Origin of the sequence: Streptococcus sanguinis SK49 (genome assembly GCF_000212815.1) — a bacterium.
Lineage (GTDB): Bacteria > Bacillota > Bacilli > Lactobacillales > Streptococcaceae > Streptococcus > Streptococcus sanguinis_C.
The window spans coordinates 1,160,546-1,177,387 of the sequence record NZ_GL890985.1 but is presented as its reverse complement, the minus strand read 5'-3'; the positions used below and the strand labels follow the sequence as shown (position 1 = coordinate 1,177,387).

Annotated in this window: 18 protein-coding genes and 2 pseudogenes; 2 read left to right on the top strand and 18 right to left on the bottom strand. The window is 41.5% G+C overall.

Annotation, left to right across the window (positions count from 1 at the left end; translation table 11 throughout):
• Positions 1 to 125: 125 nt before the first annotated feature.
• The gene (gene trmD, locus HMPREF9380_RS05220; RefSeq protein ID WP_002933534.1) at positions 126 to 848 is read right to left on the bottom strand and encodes a tRNA (guanosine(37)-N1)-methyltransferase TrmD; all 723 of its coding nucleotides are present in this window, start codon (positions 846 to 848) and stop codon (positions 126 to 128) included.
• The gene (gene rimM / locus HMPREF9380_RS05225; protein WP_002933532.1) at positions 838 to 1,356 is read right to left on the bottom strand and encodes a ribosome maturation factor RimM; all 519 of its coding nucleotides are present in this window, start codon (positions 1,354 to 1,356) and stop codon (positions 838 to 840) included. The genes trmD and rimM overlap by 11 nt, the downstream gene beginning before the upstream one ends.
• A gap of 198 nt (positions 1,357 to 1,554) precedes the next feature.
• Between rimM and HMPREF9380_RS05230 the strand changes: the two genes are divergently transcribed.
• Positions 1,555 to 2,013 carry a hypothetical protein gene (locus HMPREF9380_RS05230; RefSeq protein WP_002933531.1) on the top strand — a complete coding sequence of 153 codons (459 nt, stop codon included), beginning with the start codon at positions 1,555 to 1,557 and terminating at the stop codon, positions 2,011 to 2,013.
• 110 nt (positions 2,014 to 2,123) lie between these two features.
• Here HMPREF9380_RS05230 and HMPREF9380_RS05235 read toward each other — a convergent pair whose 3' ends face one another.
• The 13 genes and pseudogenes from HMPREF9380_RS05235 to lepA all read right to left on the bottom strand — a co-directional run bounded on the left by HMPREF9380_RS05235 (position 2,124) and on the right by lepA (position 13,230).
• Positions 2,124 to 2,909, bottom strand: a complete 786-nt coding sequence (locus HMPREF9380_RS05235) for an alpha/beta fold hydrolase (protein ID WP_002933529.1) — start codon at positions 2,907 to 2,909, stop codon at positions 2,124 to 2,126.
• Between the two features lie 162 nt (positions 2,910 to 3,071).
• Positions 3,072 to 3,863 (bottom strand): annotated as a pseudogene (locus HMPREF9380_RS05240) (alpha/beta fold hydrolase).
• A 15-nt stretch (positions 3,864 to 3,878) separates the two neighbouring features.
• On the bottom strand, positions 3,879 to 4,427 hold the full coding sequence (locus HMPREF9380_RS05245; protein ID WP_002933519.1) for a putative immunity protein: 549 nt from the start codon (positions 4,425 to 4,427) through the stop codon (positions 3,879 to 3,881).
• Between the two features lie 116 nt (positions 4,428 to 4,543).
• Entirely contained in the window at positions 4,544 to 4,783 is a 240-nt protein-coding gene (gene kphA, locus HMPREF9380_RS05250) for an RNA-binding protein KphA (protein ID WP_002895313.1), read from the bottom strand.
• A 19-nt stretch (positions 4,784 to 4,802) separates the two neighbouring features.
• Positions 4,803 to 5,075: a 30S ribosomal protein S16 gene (gene rpsP, locus HMPREF9380_RS05255; protein ID WP_002895310.1), complete on the bottom strand. Its 273-nt coding sequence runs from the start codon at positions 5,073 to 5,075 to the stop codon at positions 4,803 to 4,805.
• Between the two features lie 230 nt (positions 5,076 to 5,305).
• The gene (gene pynA / locus HMPREF9380_RS05260) at positions 5,306 to 5,995 is read right to left on the bottom strand and encodes a pyrimidine 5'-nucleotidase PynA (RefSeq protein WP_032907365.1); all 690 of its coding nucleotides are present in this window, start codon (positions 5,993 to 5,995) and stop codon (positions 5,306 to 5,308) included.
• A gap of 192 nt (positions 5,996 to 6,187) precedes the next feature.
• Entirely contained in the window at positions 6,188 to 7,114 is a 927-nt protein-coding gene (locus tag HMPREF9380_RS05265; RefSeq protein WP_032907363.1) for a hypothetical protein, read from the bottom strand.
• A gap of 53 nt (positions 7,115 to 7,167) precedes the next feature.
• Positions 7,168 to 8,001: an AraC family transcriptional regulator gene (locus HMPREF9380_RS05270; RefSeq protein WP_032907361.1), complete on the bottom strand. Its 834-nt coding sequence runs from the start codon at positions 7,999 to 8,001 to the stop codon at positions 7,168 to 7,170.
• Between the two features lie 197 nt (positions 8,002 to 8,198).
• Positions 8,199 to 8,693 (bottom strand): YkgJ family cysteine cluster protein, encoded by a 495-nt coding sequence (locus tag HMPREF9380_RS05275; RefSeq protein WP_002933509.1) that lies wholly within the window; start codon positions 8,691 to 8,693, stop codon positions 8,199 to 8,201.
• A gap of 167 nt (positions 8,694 to 8,860) precedes the next feature.
• Entirely contained in the window at positions 8,861 to 9,505 is a 645-nt protein-coding gene (locus HMPREF9380_RS05280) for a hypothetical protein (protein ID WP_002933505.1), read from the bottom strand.
• 104 nt (positions 9,506 to 9,609) lie between these two features.
• A complete protein-coding gene (gene pnuC, locus HMPREF9380_RS05285; RefSeq protein WP_002900207.1) occupies positions 9,610 to 10,401 on the bottom strand; it encodes a nicotinamide riboside transporter PnuC in 792 nt (263 codons plus the stop codon).
• Positions 10,402 to 10,731: 330 nt separating this feature from the next.
• A pseudogene (locus HMPREF9380_RS0111025) lies at positions 10,732 to 11,364 on the bottom strand (hypothetical protein).
• Between the two features lie 42 nt (positions 11,365 to 11,406).
• A complete protein-coding gene (gene lepA, locus HMPREF9380_RS05290) occupies positions 11,407 to 13,230 on the bottom strand; it encodes a translation elongation factor 4 (protein WP_032907358.1) in 1,824 nt (607 codons plus the stop codon).
• 122 nt (positions 13,231 to 13,352) lie between these two features.
• On the opposite strand from lepA, the gene HMPREF9380_RS05295 reads away from it, so the two are divergent.
• On the top strand, positions 13,353 to 14,168 hold the full coding sequence (locus HMPREF9380_RS05295; protein ID WP_002933501.1) for a Cof-type HAD-IIB family hydrolase: 816 nt from the start codon (positions 13,353 to 13,355) through the stop codon (positions 14,166 to 14,168).
• Between the two features lie 83 nt (positions 14,169 to 14,251).
• Here the strand turns inward: HMPREF9380_RS05295 and HMPREF9380_RS05300 are convergent, their stop codons facing one another.
• The 3 genes from HMPREF9380_RS05300 to hemH form a co-directional block, all read right to left on the bottom strand.
• Positions 14,252 to 14,827 carry an NADPH-dependent F420 reductase gene (locus HMPREF9380_RS05300; RefSeq protein ID WP_002933500.1) on the bottom strand — a complete coding sequence of 192 codons (576 nt, stop codon included), beginning with the start codon at positions 14,825 to 14,827 and terminating at the stop codon, positions 14,252 to 14,254.
• A gap of 367 nt (positions 14,828 to 15,194) precedes the next feature.
• Positions 15,195 to 15,560: a TIGR02328 family protein gene (locus HMPREF9380_RS05305; RefSeq protein WP_002933499.1), complete on the bottom strand. Its 366-nt coding sequence runs from the start codon at positions 15,558 to 15,560 to the stop codon at positions 15,195 to 15,197.
• Positions 15,561 to 15,611: 51 nt separating this feature from the next.
• Positions 15,612 to 16,706 (bottom strand): ferrochelatase, encoded by a 1,095-nt coding sequence (gene hemH / locus HMPREF9380_RS05310; RefSeq protein WP_032907356.1) that lies wholly within the window; start codon positions 16,704 to 16,706, stop codon positions 15,612 to 15,614.
• Positions 16,707 to 16,842 lie beyond the last annotated feature (136 nt).

Here is a 16,842-nt window from a genome sequence, read left to right as displayed (position 1 = left end):
GTAGTATTAACTAGTGTAAAAAAGTATCTTTTTGATAGAATTTTTATTACAAAATTGTGACAGATACAAAAACAATCACATAAAGCTAAAACTCCTAGATAGCTTCTAAGAGTTAACCTTGTTTGTCAGTCCGATTGAGCTTGTCGAATTTCTTCTAACATTGCTTCTTCTTCGGTCGTCATTTCATAGTGTTCCAGCAAATCAGGTCGTCTTAGATAGGTCTTTTTCAGACTTTCATAGAGACGCCATTTGCGGATATTTTCATGATGGCCACTCATGAGGACTTCCGGAACGACCATACCCCGATATTCATAGGGCCGAGTGTACTGAGGATATTCCAAGAGTCCAGATGAAAAACTATCATCTGTATGACTGGCTTCCTTGCCAATAACCTCTGGAATCAGGCGAACTGTGGCATCAATCATGGTCATAGCTGCTAATTCTCCTCCAGTAAGGACATAGTCCCCAAGTGAAATCTCGTCAGTCACTAAAGTCTTGATCCGCTCATCATAGCCTTCATAATGCCCACAAATGAAGATGAGTTCTTCTTCCTTAGCCAGCTCCTCAGCATAGGCTTGGTCAAAAGTCCGACCAGCAGGATCCAGCAAAATCACGCGCGGCTGCTTCTTTTCAATGGCATCATAAGCATCAAAAATAGGTTGAGCACGCAACAGCATACCCTGACCTCCGCCGTATGGCTCGTCGTCTACATGACGGGATTTTTCAGCCTTTTCTCGGAAATTGTGGTAATTGATTTCTAAGAGGCCTTTTTCTCGTGCTTTACCAACGATAGAGTGCTCCAAGGGCGCAAACATCTCCGGAAAGAGAGTCAAAATATCAATTTTCATCGTCCAGTCCTTCCGGTATCTCTACATCAACCCGACCTTGCTCAATGTCAATCCCCAGCACAACTGGCGGAATGTATGGTAAAAGTAAATCACGCTTGCCTTTGCGTTTGACAACCCAGACATCATTGGCTCCTGGCTGCAGAATTTCCTTAATCCTACCAAGAAGAACGTCATCTTCATAGACTTCAAGGCCGATGATTTCATGGTAGTAAAATTCCCCATCTTCCAAGTCCGTCAAATCTTCCTCTCGGACCTTCAGAGTGAAATCACGAAATTTTTCAATGTCATTGATGTGGTACATGCCCTTAAACTTGATAATATCAAAGTTTTTGACCTTGCGATGACTGGCAATCTCTACATCCATAACAAACCGATCTTTCTTGTCAAACAGGGCAAGGGTATTACCTTTTTTAAAACGCTCTTCTGCAAAATCCGTCACTGACAAAACCCGCATCTCACCTTGTAAACCTTGCGTATTGACGATTTTTCCAACATTAAAATAATTCATCTCGACTCCAACATATTATACTCTGCCTAGTATTTTATCATGATATAGGGGAATGTACAAGGGAGATAAGAGGGAATTCCCTTGCCTATATTTATTTGATTAAAATTGCTGTTTAACGTATAATTATACATATAGAGCTTTAACACTATAAACACCCGAGTGTGTTTACGCAAAACTAGAAAGAAGTTGGTGACGACTATGGGAAAAAAGTTAAGTAAACTCCTGCTCTCTACTGCTATTCTAGCCACAACAGCCGCCAGTCTAACTGCTTTGACACAGGTCAAAAAAGGCCAAGCGATGGAAAATGAAACGAGGGAAACTAGAAATCTCTCAGCCCTTGATGAAAAAATTGCTCAAATTGACAATCTAACCATCAAGTCTTTTCTAGAATATTATGCTAGTCAGAACATGACCTCCGCATCGTCTCTTCCAATGATAGATGATCTCGAGTCCAATACTCGCATCATAGTTATTGATACTGATGATGCGGATAAAAGTTTGCCACCAGCCATCGGAACATCTGTGGACGGATCCGAAGGGCCTGTAGGTGGAACTGTTGATGCTGATGGCAAATACATTGAGTTTGATACCAGTGACCATAGCAAGTCCGCAACCGTTCAGGAGATTCGAGATGCTATTGCTGAGATTCTAGGATAATACTCTCATAAATACGTGCAAAATAGCTGAGATTAAAATCTCAGCTATTTTGCATGTATATTTACTCCTGCTTTCAGTATACAAAATAAAACTTGCATACAACTTACCCATCACACTTCTAAAAGAAGCTCCGCTATCTTTTCTGACTGACTCCAATGTAAATAATGATGGCTGCCTCCTAAAATAATCCGAGTATTTTGTGAAGCAAATTCGGAATCTTTATATTCTTGTTCTCGATAGGCCTGACTCAGGATAAAAATCGGAAATTGAAAAGAAATATCTAGGTTCTGAAAATCGCTTTTTGCAATACTGCAATAATGTTGAAATCCTTCTTGTACAAATTTTAATCTATCTGAACTCTTTTCTGCCTTAGCCCATAAGATTTTAAAATCAGCTACTGAAAAACTCTCTTGTCCTATTTTTTTCAGATATTCATATCCACCACCGAGCGTCTGAACTTTCTCCTGCAAGGATAAAAATTCGGGATAAGGATTCTGGGCTAATTCTCCATATAGAACAGAATAAGTGGTTGGCTCAATCAAGATTAGTCCCTGACAAAACGGCTCTGACTCAGCAATTTTAACAGCTACAAGGCCGCTAATACTGTGTGCGCAAATAGCATACTGAATGACTTTAAAATGCGATAAAACCTCTATAATAGATTGGACCAGATCGTCCAAAACAAAATTTTCTTGATTTTTCAGTGGGCTTTGGCCAGCATTAGGGTAATCTATTGTTAAATAGCCCCAATTTTTAGGTAACTTCCGAATGACTGGCAAAAAATTTTCATAGGTCGGCAGACTCCCTGCACCGCTTAAAAATACAGCAATCTTTTCCGCAGGTTGATAGGATACAAATAGCTGTCCTACTTTCGTTTTGATTATTTTTTCTTTCATAATGTTTCCAATCAATTCTTAACAATATTATCTGGGCACACACTACTATCTGAGAGATAGCTATTTTACTAGTGGAATAAGGACACCCCAATACCAAAAATTTTTTATATTCAATAAAGCTCCGTGTTACAAGAGGCAGTTGCTAGTATTACCTTAAAAGCGTTAAGACCTCTCTTCGAAAACCTGTTTAGCAAATTGCTCCACCAAAGCATTAAACTTGGCTGGTTGGCATAGATTCGACGGATCAAACGAATCAGCAATGACAAGATCCTGAGCAAGCCTCAGATGTTCCTTGGTTGTTTTCATCATTTGGACTAATTTCCCTGAAAAATCTCCCGCCAGCAAAAGTGTAGGAATCTTGCACTTATCCAAGGCAGCACGATAATCAATGGCTTCAATTGCCCTGCGCTGCAAAACAGACTCCTCAGGTCGTATCCGGTCGAATAAATCAGCAAAATAGGAGCGAGCTAAAGGCCAGCGTTTATAAATTGGCAAGGTTGATAGCTTCATAAACCATGAGTATTTCACCAAAGGAGCCGTAAGTTGAGCCAGAGAGTTCATCATTGGTGACAAATCCGTCGTACAAAAAGTATCGCACAAGAAAGCTCCCTTAAAGATTTGCGGATTTTGAGTCATGAGGTGCATGGTTAAGATACCGCCATAGGAAGTCCCTCCGATAATGGCTTGGCTGATACCTTCTTTTTCCAAAATCGCCAGCACATCTGCTGCCTGTATATCTAAAACCTGATCCGCCTGACAAGTCATCTGGCTTGATTCCCCATTTCCTCGTAAATCAGGCGCAATAACCTGATAGCGATCCTTAAAAAAATCTATCTGAGGCTGAAACATGCCTGAGTCAGCACTCAGACCATGCAGGAGCACAAGCGTTTATTTGTGACCTCGCCCTTCTATCCGATAGGATACCCTACCATCAGTTCTTTCGATATGATCCATCCTATTGCCTCCATTCTACAGCTCATTTATACTTTTCTGCCATTCTTTGGCTAATTCTATCTGTTGTTTTCTTTCGCTGATAACTGCTTTCATATCATCTGCACACTGCAAATTTATTACTTTGACAGCATAATCAGCCGAAACAATGGCATGACCTCGCATATGGGCTGTTGCGACCGCTTGGGCAAAGACACGAGCGGCATACTTACTGACTGGTGATTGGGCTTGCTGCGACAGCTGCTGAGCTAAGAAACCAGCCTTTCTCAGCTCATAGGCAGAAACATTTCCCGCAAGTCGTGCTTCAAACACTTCCTGAACTCGAGTCAAGATTTGCTGTTTTTTTAGATTGTCACCAATATTTATCAAAGCTATAAAGCGAGTAGCATGTTCCATTGCCCATTGAGCAAGCTGCTGCTGAGGAAGCTGTGCCAAGATTTGCTCCAGTTCCAATCTTTTCTGACCGTCATCAAGAATCTTTATCTTGTAAGGACTAGGCAGACTCACTTGTCCATTCTCATAACACTCTCGTTCATGGGTGTTCCAAGCGAAATCTTCTGACTTCATATTTCCTCCGTTTCCACGCTTCGATGGGCATCAATTTCTCTAAGCTCACTTGAGAGCTGCGCACTCAGTTCGCTAAGAGAAATAGAAAAAAACGAGACACACCGGTCCCGTTCTTCTTACTTCTCATCAATAACGATGCGAACTTTTTTGTATTCAGTTGGGACAGAGTAAACAATCGTCCTTATAGCGGAGATAGTACGACCTTTACGACCGATTACACGTCCAACATCACTCTGATCAAGATCTAGGTGATATTCTAAAAATTCAGGTGTATCCTCAATCTTGATAGTTAAGGCATCTGGCTGTGAAATCAAAGGTTTCACTATCGCAATAATTAGATTTTCAATCGTGTCCATATGTCAACCTACACTTCTATTATTTAGAGTATTTTGAATCGTGGAATTTCTTCAATACGCCTTCTTTTGAAAGGATGTTGCGTACAGTATCAGAAGGTTGTGCACCATTACCCAACCACTCAAGGATACGGTCTTCCTTCAAAGTCACTTGGTTTTCAGCTACAAGTGGGTTGTAAGTACCAACTGTTTCGATGAAACGTCCGTCACGAGGTGAACGTGAGTCTGCAACATTGATACGGTAGAAAGGTTTTTTCTTAGAACCCATACGAGTCAAACGGATTTTTACTGCCATTATTAAGGTCTCTTTTCTTTATTTTTTTCTTTTGGTGAAATAGCAGAGCTATTAAGCACATGTTCTATTATAGCAGATTAAAAATAGCTGTCAAGTTTTTTTCTTGACAGAGTTAAAAATTTTTTAGCTATGTCTTTTCACCTTAAAAACGCAATGCGTTTTTACTAGCTTACTCGATATAAATATATTTAAGAGAAAACAAGGCAAGGATTTTTTCATTTACAGTCTCCTTATGGAACCAATAGTCTAATAATATCGTCATAAGAATAGGCGGTATAGGTCGGTTGAAAAGGACTTTCATTTTCTAGCTGCTTGGGATTGTACCAGATAGAGTCCAATCCAGCATTATTAGCACCAGCAATATCTGCAGTCAAAGAGTCCCCAATCATCAAAGCCTGAGACAGGTCGAAATCGGATATCTGCTCTGCTATTTTTTCATAAAACAAAGCCTCAGGCTTCAGAGTTCCCATCTGCTCCGAGATGAAAATATGATTAAAATAAGGAGAAATGTCGGAATGGGCCATACGGCCGGTCTGAATAGCCGTAATACCGTTGGTGGCTCCGTAAATCTCATAATCAGCTGCAGTTAGACTGTCCAACAACTCGCTAGCACCAGCGTAGGTTTGTCCTTGCTGAGCGATATGCTGCTGATAGAGAAGAGCTAGCTCGGCTCCATCCTTCCCAATGCCAAAATGGGCAAAAAGACGAGAAAAGCGAGTATTGACCAGCTCTGGCTTGGAGATTTTCCCCTGCTCCAGATCCCGCCAAAGCCCCTTGTTCATGGGAATATAATAGTCTTTGTAGGTCTGGATCTCCGTCACGCCCTGTTCCTCCAAAAAATGAGTCAGGGCGATGTCTTCTGCCGTATCAAAATCCAGCAGAGTATGGTCAAGGTCGAAAAGTAGAAATTTGTATGACAAGGTAGAAGTCCTTTCTGTAACTGTAGTAGCTTCATTATACCACAAGCCACAAAAAAACCAGTCGCTCAAAAACGAACGGCTGGTTTCTGATCTATTTCACTAATGGAATCCATAGATCCATTTGATAGTCTGGTGGCTCTTGTTTCGATCCTGCTACATTACCAAACAGCATTTTCGTTTTTCCCACTTCTTCTACTCTTCTTTATAGTGAAGGCACAAATCTCTAAATTTATTATCTAACGCTGCAATATCAAACAAGACTTCTGACAGTTTTTGGTAATCTTCCTCGATACAAAATAGATGAGCTTGGCCGAACAACTTTGCTAAATTTTCTTTTAGTTCAGATCTGACAGTATCGTGGTCTTTTAAGAAGTTGCTCATATATAGATTTCTGATAGAAGCTAATTTGAAACTAAAGTATTGATGAAGATGCTTTTGTTCTTCATTCAAGCCATTGTCCGCTACCGACTTAGCATATCTTGCTATCACATTCTCCTCGCCGTGCTCATATCGTTGCTTCATCAACATAGATGTTTTCTGATAAATCTCTTTGGAAGTTGGAGATTTGATTTTTTTGAAGTTTCCCCACATGGAGAAAGAACCTCTTTTATAGTCGATATTTTTAGCTTCCCAGGCATTCGCAAATTCTGAGAAAGTCATTTTCATACAAGCAAAGCCTGCTGGATCATGGAAATAGATAAACTCATCATCTAGATCATAAACTGAAACAAAATGGTCCACCCCATACAAATGGATATGATTGGGATTATAAGTGAGATAACCCATGTCCAAAGGGCCAAGAACAAGAGGCCCGCTGAGCAAGAACTTGCTTAAGATTTCTCTGATAGAGAGAAGATTCACCGCATTTGAATCCTTTATATAGTATTCATCATATGTAAAACCCAGAATGTTTAAAGAATGGCTGATAGAACTATCTGGCATCCCATTATCAAAGAAGACTAAGGGGTGTTTTTCATCTTCCTTTACAATACTAGCGCCATTTCCCATTAACATAATGGTTTCCAAAAACTCAGGGCGAACATCATAACCATACGAATGAAGCGCCATCGCAAGTGAATATGTATAACAAAGAGGAACGTCCCCAAAATACATCAGCATAGCATCATCCTCCTCTGTAATCAACATCTAAAAAATGACTTGCAAGCACCATTTTATTTCACCACAGGTATCCAGAGTTCTATTTGATAGTCTGGGGAGGACATATCACCCTCGGTGTAAACTTCAAAATCTGGTGCTCCTGAGTGGCGATAGTCAGTTTCTGGGAAAAAGACTTCCAAGACATATTTCCAAGCATGGTGGATACTGGCGGGGATTGCCCCTTTGACTGGTACGATGGCATATTCCGCTTCTGAGATTTCCTTGATTGACAGACCTAGTTCTTCTGCTTTCGCTTTATCCGCCACATCATAAGCGGCCATATAGTTGATGATTTCGCCTTCTTTGACATCCGAGCAGACGCCAAAAGATTGGCCACTGCCCAGACTTTCCAGGCTTTCAAAGCTGTGATTGGCATAGAGCTGCTCCCATGCAGACGGGCACTGGCTATTGTCAATAGCTTCTAATAGGACGCCAGCCACAGTAAAAGCAGGTTTCTTTTGAATCTTGATATCCATGTTCTTTCCTCCTGTAATCTTTAAGGATAATTGAAGTCTAGGAAAGACCCGATAAGGTTTTCCATTTCGAACTTCTGAGGGAGTCGCACCATGGAATTTCTTGAAGGCTGCGCTAAAGGCATCGGCAGACTCATAGCCGTATTTCACCGCTATGTCAATGACTTTCTCAGAGCTTTCCCGCAAGTCCGTTACAGCTTCTGACAGCCTACGATTGCGCAAGTATTCTGCTAAAGTCATATCTGCTAGAATAGAAAAGAGCCTGCTAAAGAGAGCATAAGAATAGCCCGATAGCTGCTGGAATTGCTGCAAATCCACTTCTGCGTCCAGCTTACTTTCCAGATATTCCATGGTTCGATTGAATTGATGCATCATATTCTTTTTCACCTCACAAAAGATACTAAAGCCGTTAAAAGCAAAGTGAAAATTGGAAAATTGACGGAGGGGCTCCTGCTCCGAGAAAATTTTATCTTTTTCACACAACTTTTAGGCCGTATTCAATTCTAACTATAGTCTAACAGATATAAGATACTTCCGCCCTAGAATTTTTGTACAAGATTTAGAGGGGGATTCTACAACCTATCCTGCAGCTTCTCCACAAAAAGATAAGCCGCTGGGCAAGTCAGGGTATTTTTGATTGTTAGATGATTAATTTGATGAATCTTCTTGCGGTCTGTGTGAGGGAATTCTCGGCAGGCCTTGGGACGGACATCGTAGATTGAGCAGAGATTGTCTCCACCTAAAAAAGGACAAGGCATAGCCTTGAAGACCTTGTCACCATCTTCGTCCACCTGAAGAAACTCCTCTTCAAAAGCCGGCAGCTTCATCTTGAAATACTTGGCAATACGGACAATATCGGCTTCCTTAAAGTCTGGTCCCAGAGTCTTACAACAATTGGCGCAGGCTGTACAGTCAATCTCTTCAAAGACCTCATCATGAATTTGCTGGGCAATCTTATCTAGATTTTTTGGTGGCTTTTTCTTGAGACTGGCTAAAAATTTTCGGTGCTCTTTCTGCTTTTGTAGGGCTAGCTGATGGTACTTTTCAAGGTCGATTTCTTGAGTCATATATTTTTCTTTCTGTATTCAAATTCTTTTTATTATATCATAAAATGAGCCTTCTTAAATCTTATCAAACTCAAAGAATATGATATAATCCATCTCACAAAAAAATCTGAGAACGAGTCCCAGATTTGCTTTTTATGAACTTAGAGAGCAATCATCAAATGCCGTCGCTAAATGCTTTTTCCACCGTCCTTGCTGACGCTCCAAGTATCTTCGATATAGGGGATAAATTCATACAGAGTGTCTTCATCGCCTTCAAAGGACATCATATAGACCTTATCGCCTTGTTTGAAGACCCAAACCGTTAGGTTTTGAGTGGATTTTAAAACAACATTAATCTGAAAGGCTTCATTTCCAGCTACGGTACTCTTTGCTCCCCAAAAATCATCGACTTCCTTATTATCCTTCCAGTGGTAGGCAATACGTTGGGCAATGGTTTCAGCGTTGAATTCTTCACCTTCTCCAATATTGGCTTTTTCTTTTGTATAAGCATTCATCGTGACAATGTTATAGCCACTTCCATCCGTATACTGGACGCTGTCGCCACCATCTACGTCTGTAAACTTAATCCAATTATCAGGAATACTAATATAGCCATAATCATCAGATCCGACCCGCTGCGTACCAGTAGTCTTTGACGAATCTTTTTCTTTACGACTGCTACTACTTGTATCACTGTCATCTCTCAGGGAAACCCGACTAGAAGAATCAGATGGTTTCCGACTGCTATAGCTCCTGATAAGGCTACAAGAGGACAGAGAGAGACCGGCTAAGATAGTCAGGGAGAGCAGAAAGTACTTCTTTTTCATAGTCATTCCTTCCTAAATCTAATAAATTTTACCAATACTAGTTTACCATATTTTCAGGACGAAAGGAAAGAGAGACATTGTCACATCCGATTGCTTTTCCGTTTATAGGACTATGCTTTTTTAGCAGCCTTGTTCCACTGGTACCATCCGACCAAGCTGTTGATTAAATAGATCAAATACTTCCCTTGAATCTGAAGGCTTTCACCCCACCAGAGGTAAATAGAAAAAATATTGGTCGCTGCCCAGAAAATCCACTGTTCGCGATAAACAGCCGTCATCAAGATTTGCCCTACTCCATTTGTCGCATCTGTGATTGAATCACGATAAGGACGATTAGCCCCCACAGACTGATAAATCAAACCAAAGACCAACCACCAAAGCACACTGAGTGATAGATATTTTGTCCATCCTTTGGCATCTAGCTTACGAGCAACAAACTCTTGCTTTTCTTTTTTGAACTGACCTTGGTAAATCCACACCAAGAGTCCAATTGGCTGCATGATGGTAAAATAAAGAGTCGTCAGGACCTCGCCATAGAAGCCTTTCTGCAAAGCCAAAATCAAGTAAATCACAGAATTGATCAAACCAAAGAGGTAATTGCTAGCCCGTCCTTCAGAAACGAAAATTACACAGATAATCCCGGTTAGACTGCAAATCATCCCCGTCCAATCCACGATGCGATGTTCATATATCAGCTCCAGCCAGAGCGGAAAACTCCCTAGAATCAAGAGATAAAACCATTGACCTAGGCTGCGATGAGCAAACAAATCGTCCCAGATAAGTTTCAAGGTACCAGAAAAGCCGAGCTTCTTCATGCTAGTCACCATTCGTTTGTAGCCACCAGACATTTCAGAAAGCGTCAGCTTCATGTTTGCGATTTTCTTTTGGATATAAGTATTCATTCTTTCTCCTTTTGTTTTTTAAGAGCCGTGTCAAATTGACTTACGGATGCAACGCTCTATTATTTTCGAACACGCACAAGGTTTGTCTCATACAGTGTTTACATTTTATCATATTCCTATTTCAAAAAATGTCAAGTAAAATCAAAAAAAGATTTCTTAACGTTCGGATTTTAAGAAAAGACCTACAAATTTTTGTAAGCCTTTTTACTTAGATTTGATAGTAGTCGAATATTTTCTCTGATTTATTACTATCTTTTTGTAAAACATAATTAGCTTCTACACTGAAAAAACAAGAGACTTAATAAATAGGCCTCTTGTTTTTTTAAACTATTATTCGCTGACTGCTCCCTTGCCATCAAGACTCCAAGTATCTTTCATGTTTGTAATGAAATCATCAAGAGTTTCTTCGTCGCCTTCAAAGGATAGTATATAGACTTTGTCATCTTTTTGGAAAACTAATGTATTAGCAAGTTGCCCCGATTTCAGAATGATGTTTATTTGAAAGGCTTCTATTCCTTAGACAGTACTTTTAGAGCCCCACATCTTCTCAATATTATCTTTTTGACTCCAATTATAGGTTACATGTTGAGCAATTGTTTCTGCATTGAAAGTCTCACCATCTGCTACTTCAGCTTCTGCCTTAGAAACAGCATTCATGGTAACGATATTATAAGCAGAACCGTCGGTATATTGGATAAGTCCCTCAACCTCTGCATCAAAAAATTTAATCCATTTACTTGGGATATCGATATAACCAAACTCTGGAGAACCAACACGTTTTGTTTCTTGATTGGTTTTGCTCTTGCTTTTTTTATAAGAAGAATTTGAAGAATTCTTTTTCACTTGTGCACTGGAACTAGTCGAAGAACTAGATTGACCAGGCTTTTGTCCAGAATTGGCACACGATGTAAGAGTAAGTGAAGTTAGTACCAGAACTGCTCCAAGCAGATACGATCGTTTCATGATTTTCTCCTTTTGGGATATATTACCTAGAGAGATAAGACTTTATTCCTCATCCATGCTCAGGACACTGAGGAAGGCTTCTTGTGGGACTTCGACAGATCCGATAGCTTTCATCCGTTTTTTACCGGCTTTTTGTTTTTCAAGGAGTTTGCGCTTCCGGGAAACGTCACCACCATAACACTTGGCCAAGACATTTTTACGCAAGGCCTTGATGTCTGTACGAGCCACGATTTTCTGTCCGATGGCTGCCTGAATGGGTACTTCAAACTGCTGACGAGGAATGATTTTCTTGAGCTTGTCTACAATCAGCTTACCACGCTCATAGGCAAATTCCTTGTGAACGATAAAGCTAAGAGCATCAACCTTGTCGCCATTAAGGAGAATATCCATTTTAATCAGCTTGGACGAGCGATACTCAGAAATTTCATAGTCAAAGCTAGCATAACCACGGGTAGAGGACTTGAGCTTGTCAAAGAAGTCAAAGACAATTTCAGCAAGCGGGATTTGATAGATGACATTGACCCGATTATCATCGATATAGTCCATGGTCACAAAGTCACCGCGCTTGCGCTGAGCCAACTCCATCACCGCTCCGACAAATTCCTGGGGTACCATAATCTGCGCCTTAACATAAGGCTCCTCGATGGAATCAATCTTGGTCGGGTCCGGAAACTCGCTCGGATTGGACACATCAAGGGAGGCACCATCCGTCATATTGACCTTATAGATAACGGACGGCGCCGTCATGATCAGATCAATATTAAACTCACGCTCCAAACGCTCCTGAATGACATCCATGTGCAGCAAGCCTAAGAAACCACAGCGGAATCCAAATCCTAGCGCTTGCGATGTTTCTGGTTCAAACTGGAGGCTGGCATCGTTTAGCTGGAGCTTTTCGAGAGCCTCGCGCAGGTCATTGTATTTATTGGATTCAATCGGATAGAGACCAGCGAAGACCATAGGATTCATCTGCTTATAGCCAGCTAGTGGCTCTGCAGCTGGATTGTCCGCCAAGGTCACTGTATCCCCGACCCGGGTATCCTGTACAGTCTTGATAGAGGCTGCGATATAACCAACATCCCCTGTTGCTAGGAAATCGCGGCCAATAGCCTTAGGCGTAAAGATTCCGACCTCAGTCACGTCAAAGGTTTTACCGTTGCTCATGAGCTGAATGGTATCTCCCGGCTTGACCACACCATCCATAACCCGCACTTGCAGAATTACCCCACGATAGGCGTCATAGACCGAGTCAAAAATCAAGGCCTTGAGCGGTGCTTCTACATTTCCAGTCGGAGCTGGAACTTTTTCCACAATCTGCTCTAAAATTTCCTCAATTCCGATACCAGCCTTGGCAGAAGCCAATACTGCTTCGCTAGCATCCAGACCAATCACGTCTTCAATCTCTGCCCGGACACGCTCTGGGTCCGCAGCTGGCAGGTCGATCTTATTAATGACTGGCAGAATTTCCAAGTCATTGTCCAGCGCTAGATAAACATTTGCCAAGGTCTGAGCTTCAATCCCCTGAGCCGCGTCCACTACCAAAATAGCCCCTTCACAGGCCGCTAGCGACCGCGATACCTCATAGGTAAAATCCACGTGTCCCGGTGTGTCAATCAAGTGAAAGATATAGGTTTCGCCGTCATTGGCGGTATAATTGAGCTCGATAGCATTGAGCTTAATGGTGATGCCACGCTCCCGCTCCAAGTCCATGCTGTCTAAAAGTTGGGCCTGCATTTCCCGGCTTGAAACCGTCTCCGTCGCCTCCAAAATCCGGTCAGCCAAGGTTGATTTTCCGTGGTCAATGTGGGCAATGATGGAGAAATTGCGGATCTTCTCCTGACGTTTTTTCAAATCTTCTAAATTCATTTTTCTCATCCTTTTAGGGTATTCTATTTATTATAACACAAGACCAGTGATTTTTCCTATAGACTCGGACTTTCTCTGTAAATTATGCTATACTTATCACAGAATAATTTTGGAGACACTTTATGATTAAAATTCTTGCACTTGATATGGACGGCACCTTGCTCAACAGCAAAAAAGAAATTCCCCAGGCTCACATTGAAGCTCTGCACCGAGCTATTGAAAAAGGAGTCAAATTGGTTCTCTGCACAGGCCGTCCCTTGGTTGGCGTCAAGCCCTATTATGACAAGCTGGGCCTTGCACAAGAAAACGAATATGTCATCGTGGACAATGGCTGCGCTACACACCAGACCAGCGACTGGAGTCTGGTGGACTGGCAAGAGCTGAGCGGTCAGGATATTCGCTATCTCTACAGCCTGTCTGAAAATAGCCCTGTCCAGCTGACTCTCTTTGATGAGGAGCATTATTTCGTTGTCGGAGAAAAAGCCAGTTCCTATGTTGTAAATGATGCAAGCCTAGTATTCACCACTCCAACCGAGATTAGTCTGGAAGAGGCTTGCAGCGGTAAACACAGAATGTTTCAAGCTATGTTTTTAGGCAGCCAAGAGCAAGTAGATGCTTTTGAAGCCAACTTTGGCCAAGAAATCTGCCAGCGTTTCAGCGGTGTTCGCTCCCAGCCAGTCATTTACGAGGCCATGCCGTCCGGTGTGACAAAAGCCTTTGCCCTAGAGCGATTGGCTAAACAATTGGACGTCAATCCTCAGGAAATCATGGCAATCGGTGATGCCAACAACGACATCGAAATGCTGGAATATGCAGGTCTCGGTGTTGCCATGGGAAATGCTTCAGACCATATCAAAAGCCTAGCCGATGCCGTCACAGACAGCTGTGAAGAAAATGGGGTTGCTACTGCTATTGAGAAATTTATTTTGAATCCGTAAAAGTATAAATCCCCAGAAGTGAAACTTCTGAGGATTTTGTTTTCAGTCTAAGAATTAGCCTGCTTTGAGGCTAATTTTTTTCTTTATTTAATAACAGCAAAACCAGCTGTCCAGTTGATTTTCTCACGTACAGCAAGTGTTATTTGCAAGAACCCCATTGCCTCTAACTCACGGGCACGTTTGAGCTCGCCCGCATCAATCGTATCTAAGCCACCTTCTTGGATGAATCCAGCAAGAATTTTCTTTGCTTCTTGGTCATCCGATGCCAATTGAACAGTCGTTTTTTCTTTACCTGTTACTTGTTTCGTAGCTATTGTCGCCGCAAAATTTGTGTTAAAAGCTTTGACCACACGAGCTTCAGGAATTAACTTAGCAATTTCTTCTGCTGCTGAACTCCCAGCCGGTGTAAGCAATTCATCCATATTCTCAAAGTTTACAGGGTTAGAAATATCTACTAAGATTTTTCCAGCGAGCGCTGCTTTATTAGCTTCAAGAATGCTTGCAATTGCGGCGTATGGAACAGCCAATACAACAATATCACCCGCACGTTTTGTAAGACCTTCTTTCCCTACAAAATCAACTTCATGTCCACCTGAAGTGAATACACTTGCGATTGCTTGTCCCATATTTCCTTGTCCAAAAATTGTAATGTTTGCCATAATATATTCCTCCTTTTAATTTACAAAATTTTGTTGTAATATTATTTATTACATCTAAAATTATAACACATCGGATTGTAATGCCAATGATTACAACTCGGAAAATTTTAAAAAATTTCGAGCTCCTAAAATCACTAGTATTTTTTCCCAAAAAACATATAAAAAAGCTAGTCATAATATCTAGACTAACTATATTTAGGGAGCAAACATATTTTAGAGTTTAGCAGCTCTTGAATTGCTTTCCATTTTTCGAGAATGAAACAGACTCTTACCGAGACATTCGGCAGTTTTGAAAACATAGACTTGAAATAAAAAAGGAAGAGTGCTGTATCTTCCTTTTTTGTGCTATAGTCTTGGTACTTGGAAATCAGACAATATCTATCCCCTTCTCTTTCAGATTTTCCAAGCATTCTTGCAGATAGGCTGTGTCATGCTCCGGATAAATGGGATGTTCGAGCTCCTCAGCCGGCAACTTCTGGTAAGGCGGGCAGGTCTTGCCACGGTAGTCCTTATCCAGCCAAAGGCTATCCGGCTGATAGCCCCGTCGTTGCATCTCCTCCATAATCAAGAGATGATAAGCATAGAGGCGATAAGGGCTGTGCTCAAAAACATAGTTGACCGTCGCATGCGGCTTGCCCCAACCTCGTCCACGTAAGGCTGCACACTCTCGGTGCTGGCCTAAAAGCTGCTGGCGCGGAAGTTTTTCAATTAAATCTTGGTGCCAAAGTCTCACGGTTTTCTCCTTCTAGAATAATCTTATAAAATCATCAATGAATATGAACAATCAGCTCTTGGGCAGTTTTCCAGCTTTCTCCAGCATTTTCTTGACAAAATACGGCATCTTAACATTCTCGCGCCCTTTTTTCTCAATCAGCTTCTTGACGAAATCTGGCATTTTCAGCTCTTCATCCTCTGCAAGAATCTGGCTGCTCTCCTCCGACGGCTGCAATTCATCGAAAGTTTCTTCTTCTGGAAAACATTCTTTGAAGGGTTCATGCTCATGGCGGCGGATAGTTTGAATCAGGGCCTCAATTAAACGGTCGTCTGAATTGGGCATAGGCGGTCTGTGATAAGCAACACCCAGATCATCGCAAAGTTCCTTGCACTCCACGTCATTATCAAAAAGGACCTCTATATGCTCACTGATAAAGCTAATCGGCACAAAAATATAATGCTGCGGATGTGTTTCTTGCTGGCGCATGTAGTCCAGCACGTCAGGTTTGATCCAAGGGAGTCCGATGTCACTCTCACTTTGCCAAACATTGAGATAATCCTCTTCTGTCAAACCCAACCTTTCAGCAATCAAGCGGGCATTGTCATAGATCTGATCAATGTAAGGGTCTCCGAAATCCAAGGCCAGAATAGGCACACTGTGGGCTGAGAAGAAAATCTTGAAGGTCTCCTCTCTAACCTCTTCTGTAAGAATCTTTCTCAGCTCCTCTGCCCAATAATCAAGAATAGCTTCTTCCTGATACCATTCCTTAATGATATTAAAGCGGATGGAATCACTCTGGATAAACTTCTCATAGCCCATGACAGAATAGTAAGAAAAATGAGGCTCTAGAATCAAACAGATACACTCCTCAATACCATCCTCTTCCATCTGCTCAATCACGTCTGGGATAAAAGGACGTGAGAATTTATTGGCAAAATAAACCGCATACTCGCCAGCCAAACGCTGACGAACCTTTTCCACCTCTTCTAGACTGATACGCTGCAGAGGCGTTCCACCGATGAAGACATAGTTATCATAGAGGGTCTGAATCTCATGGTCTTGCGGCCTGACACCGCGGCGAATGTTGGTAAAAAATTCAGCCACTCCCTCAAAGCTAATCTCCTCTGGCGAGCCAAAAGTCATCATTAGAATTGCTTTCTTCATCATCTTTCCTCTTCAGTCACTCAGAGAAAGCCAAGTTGACTTTCCAACGACTTTCTTGTAATCACTTTCATTTTAACATCTTAAAAAATACTTGAATAGACCAAAAAACCTATTCCTTGAAAAGAATAGGGAAATT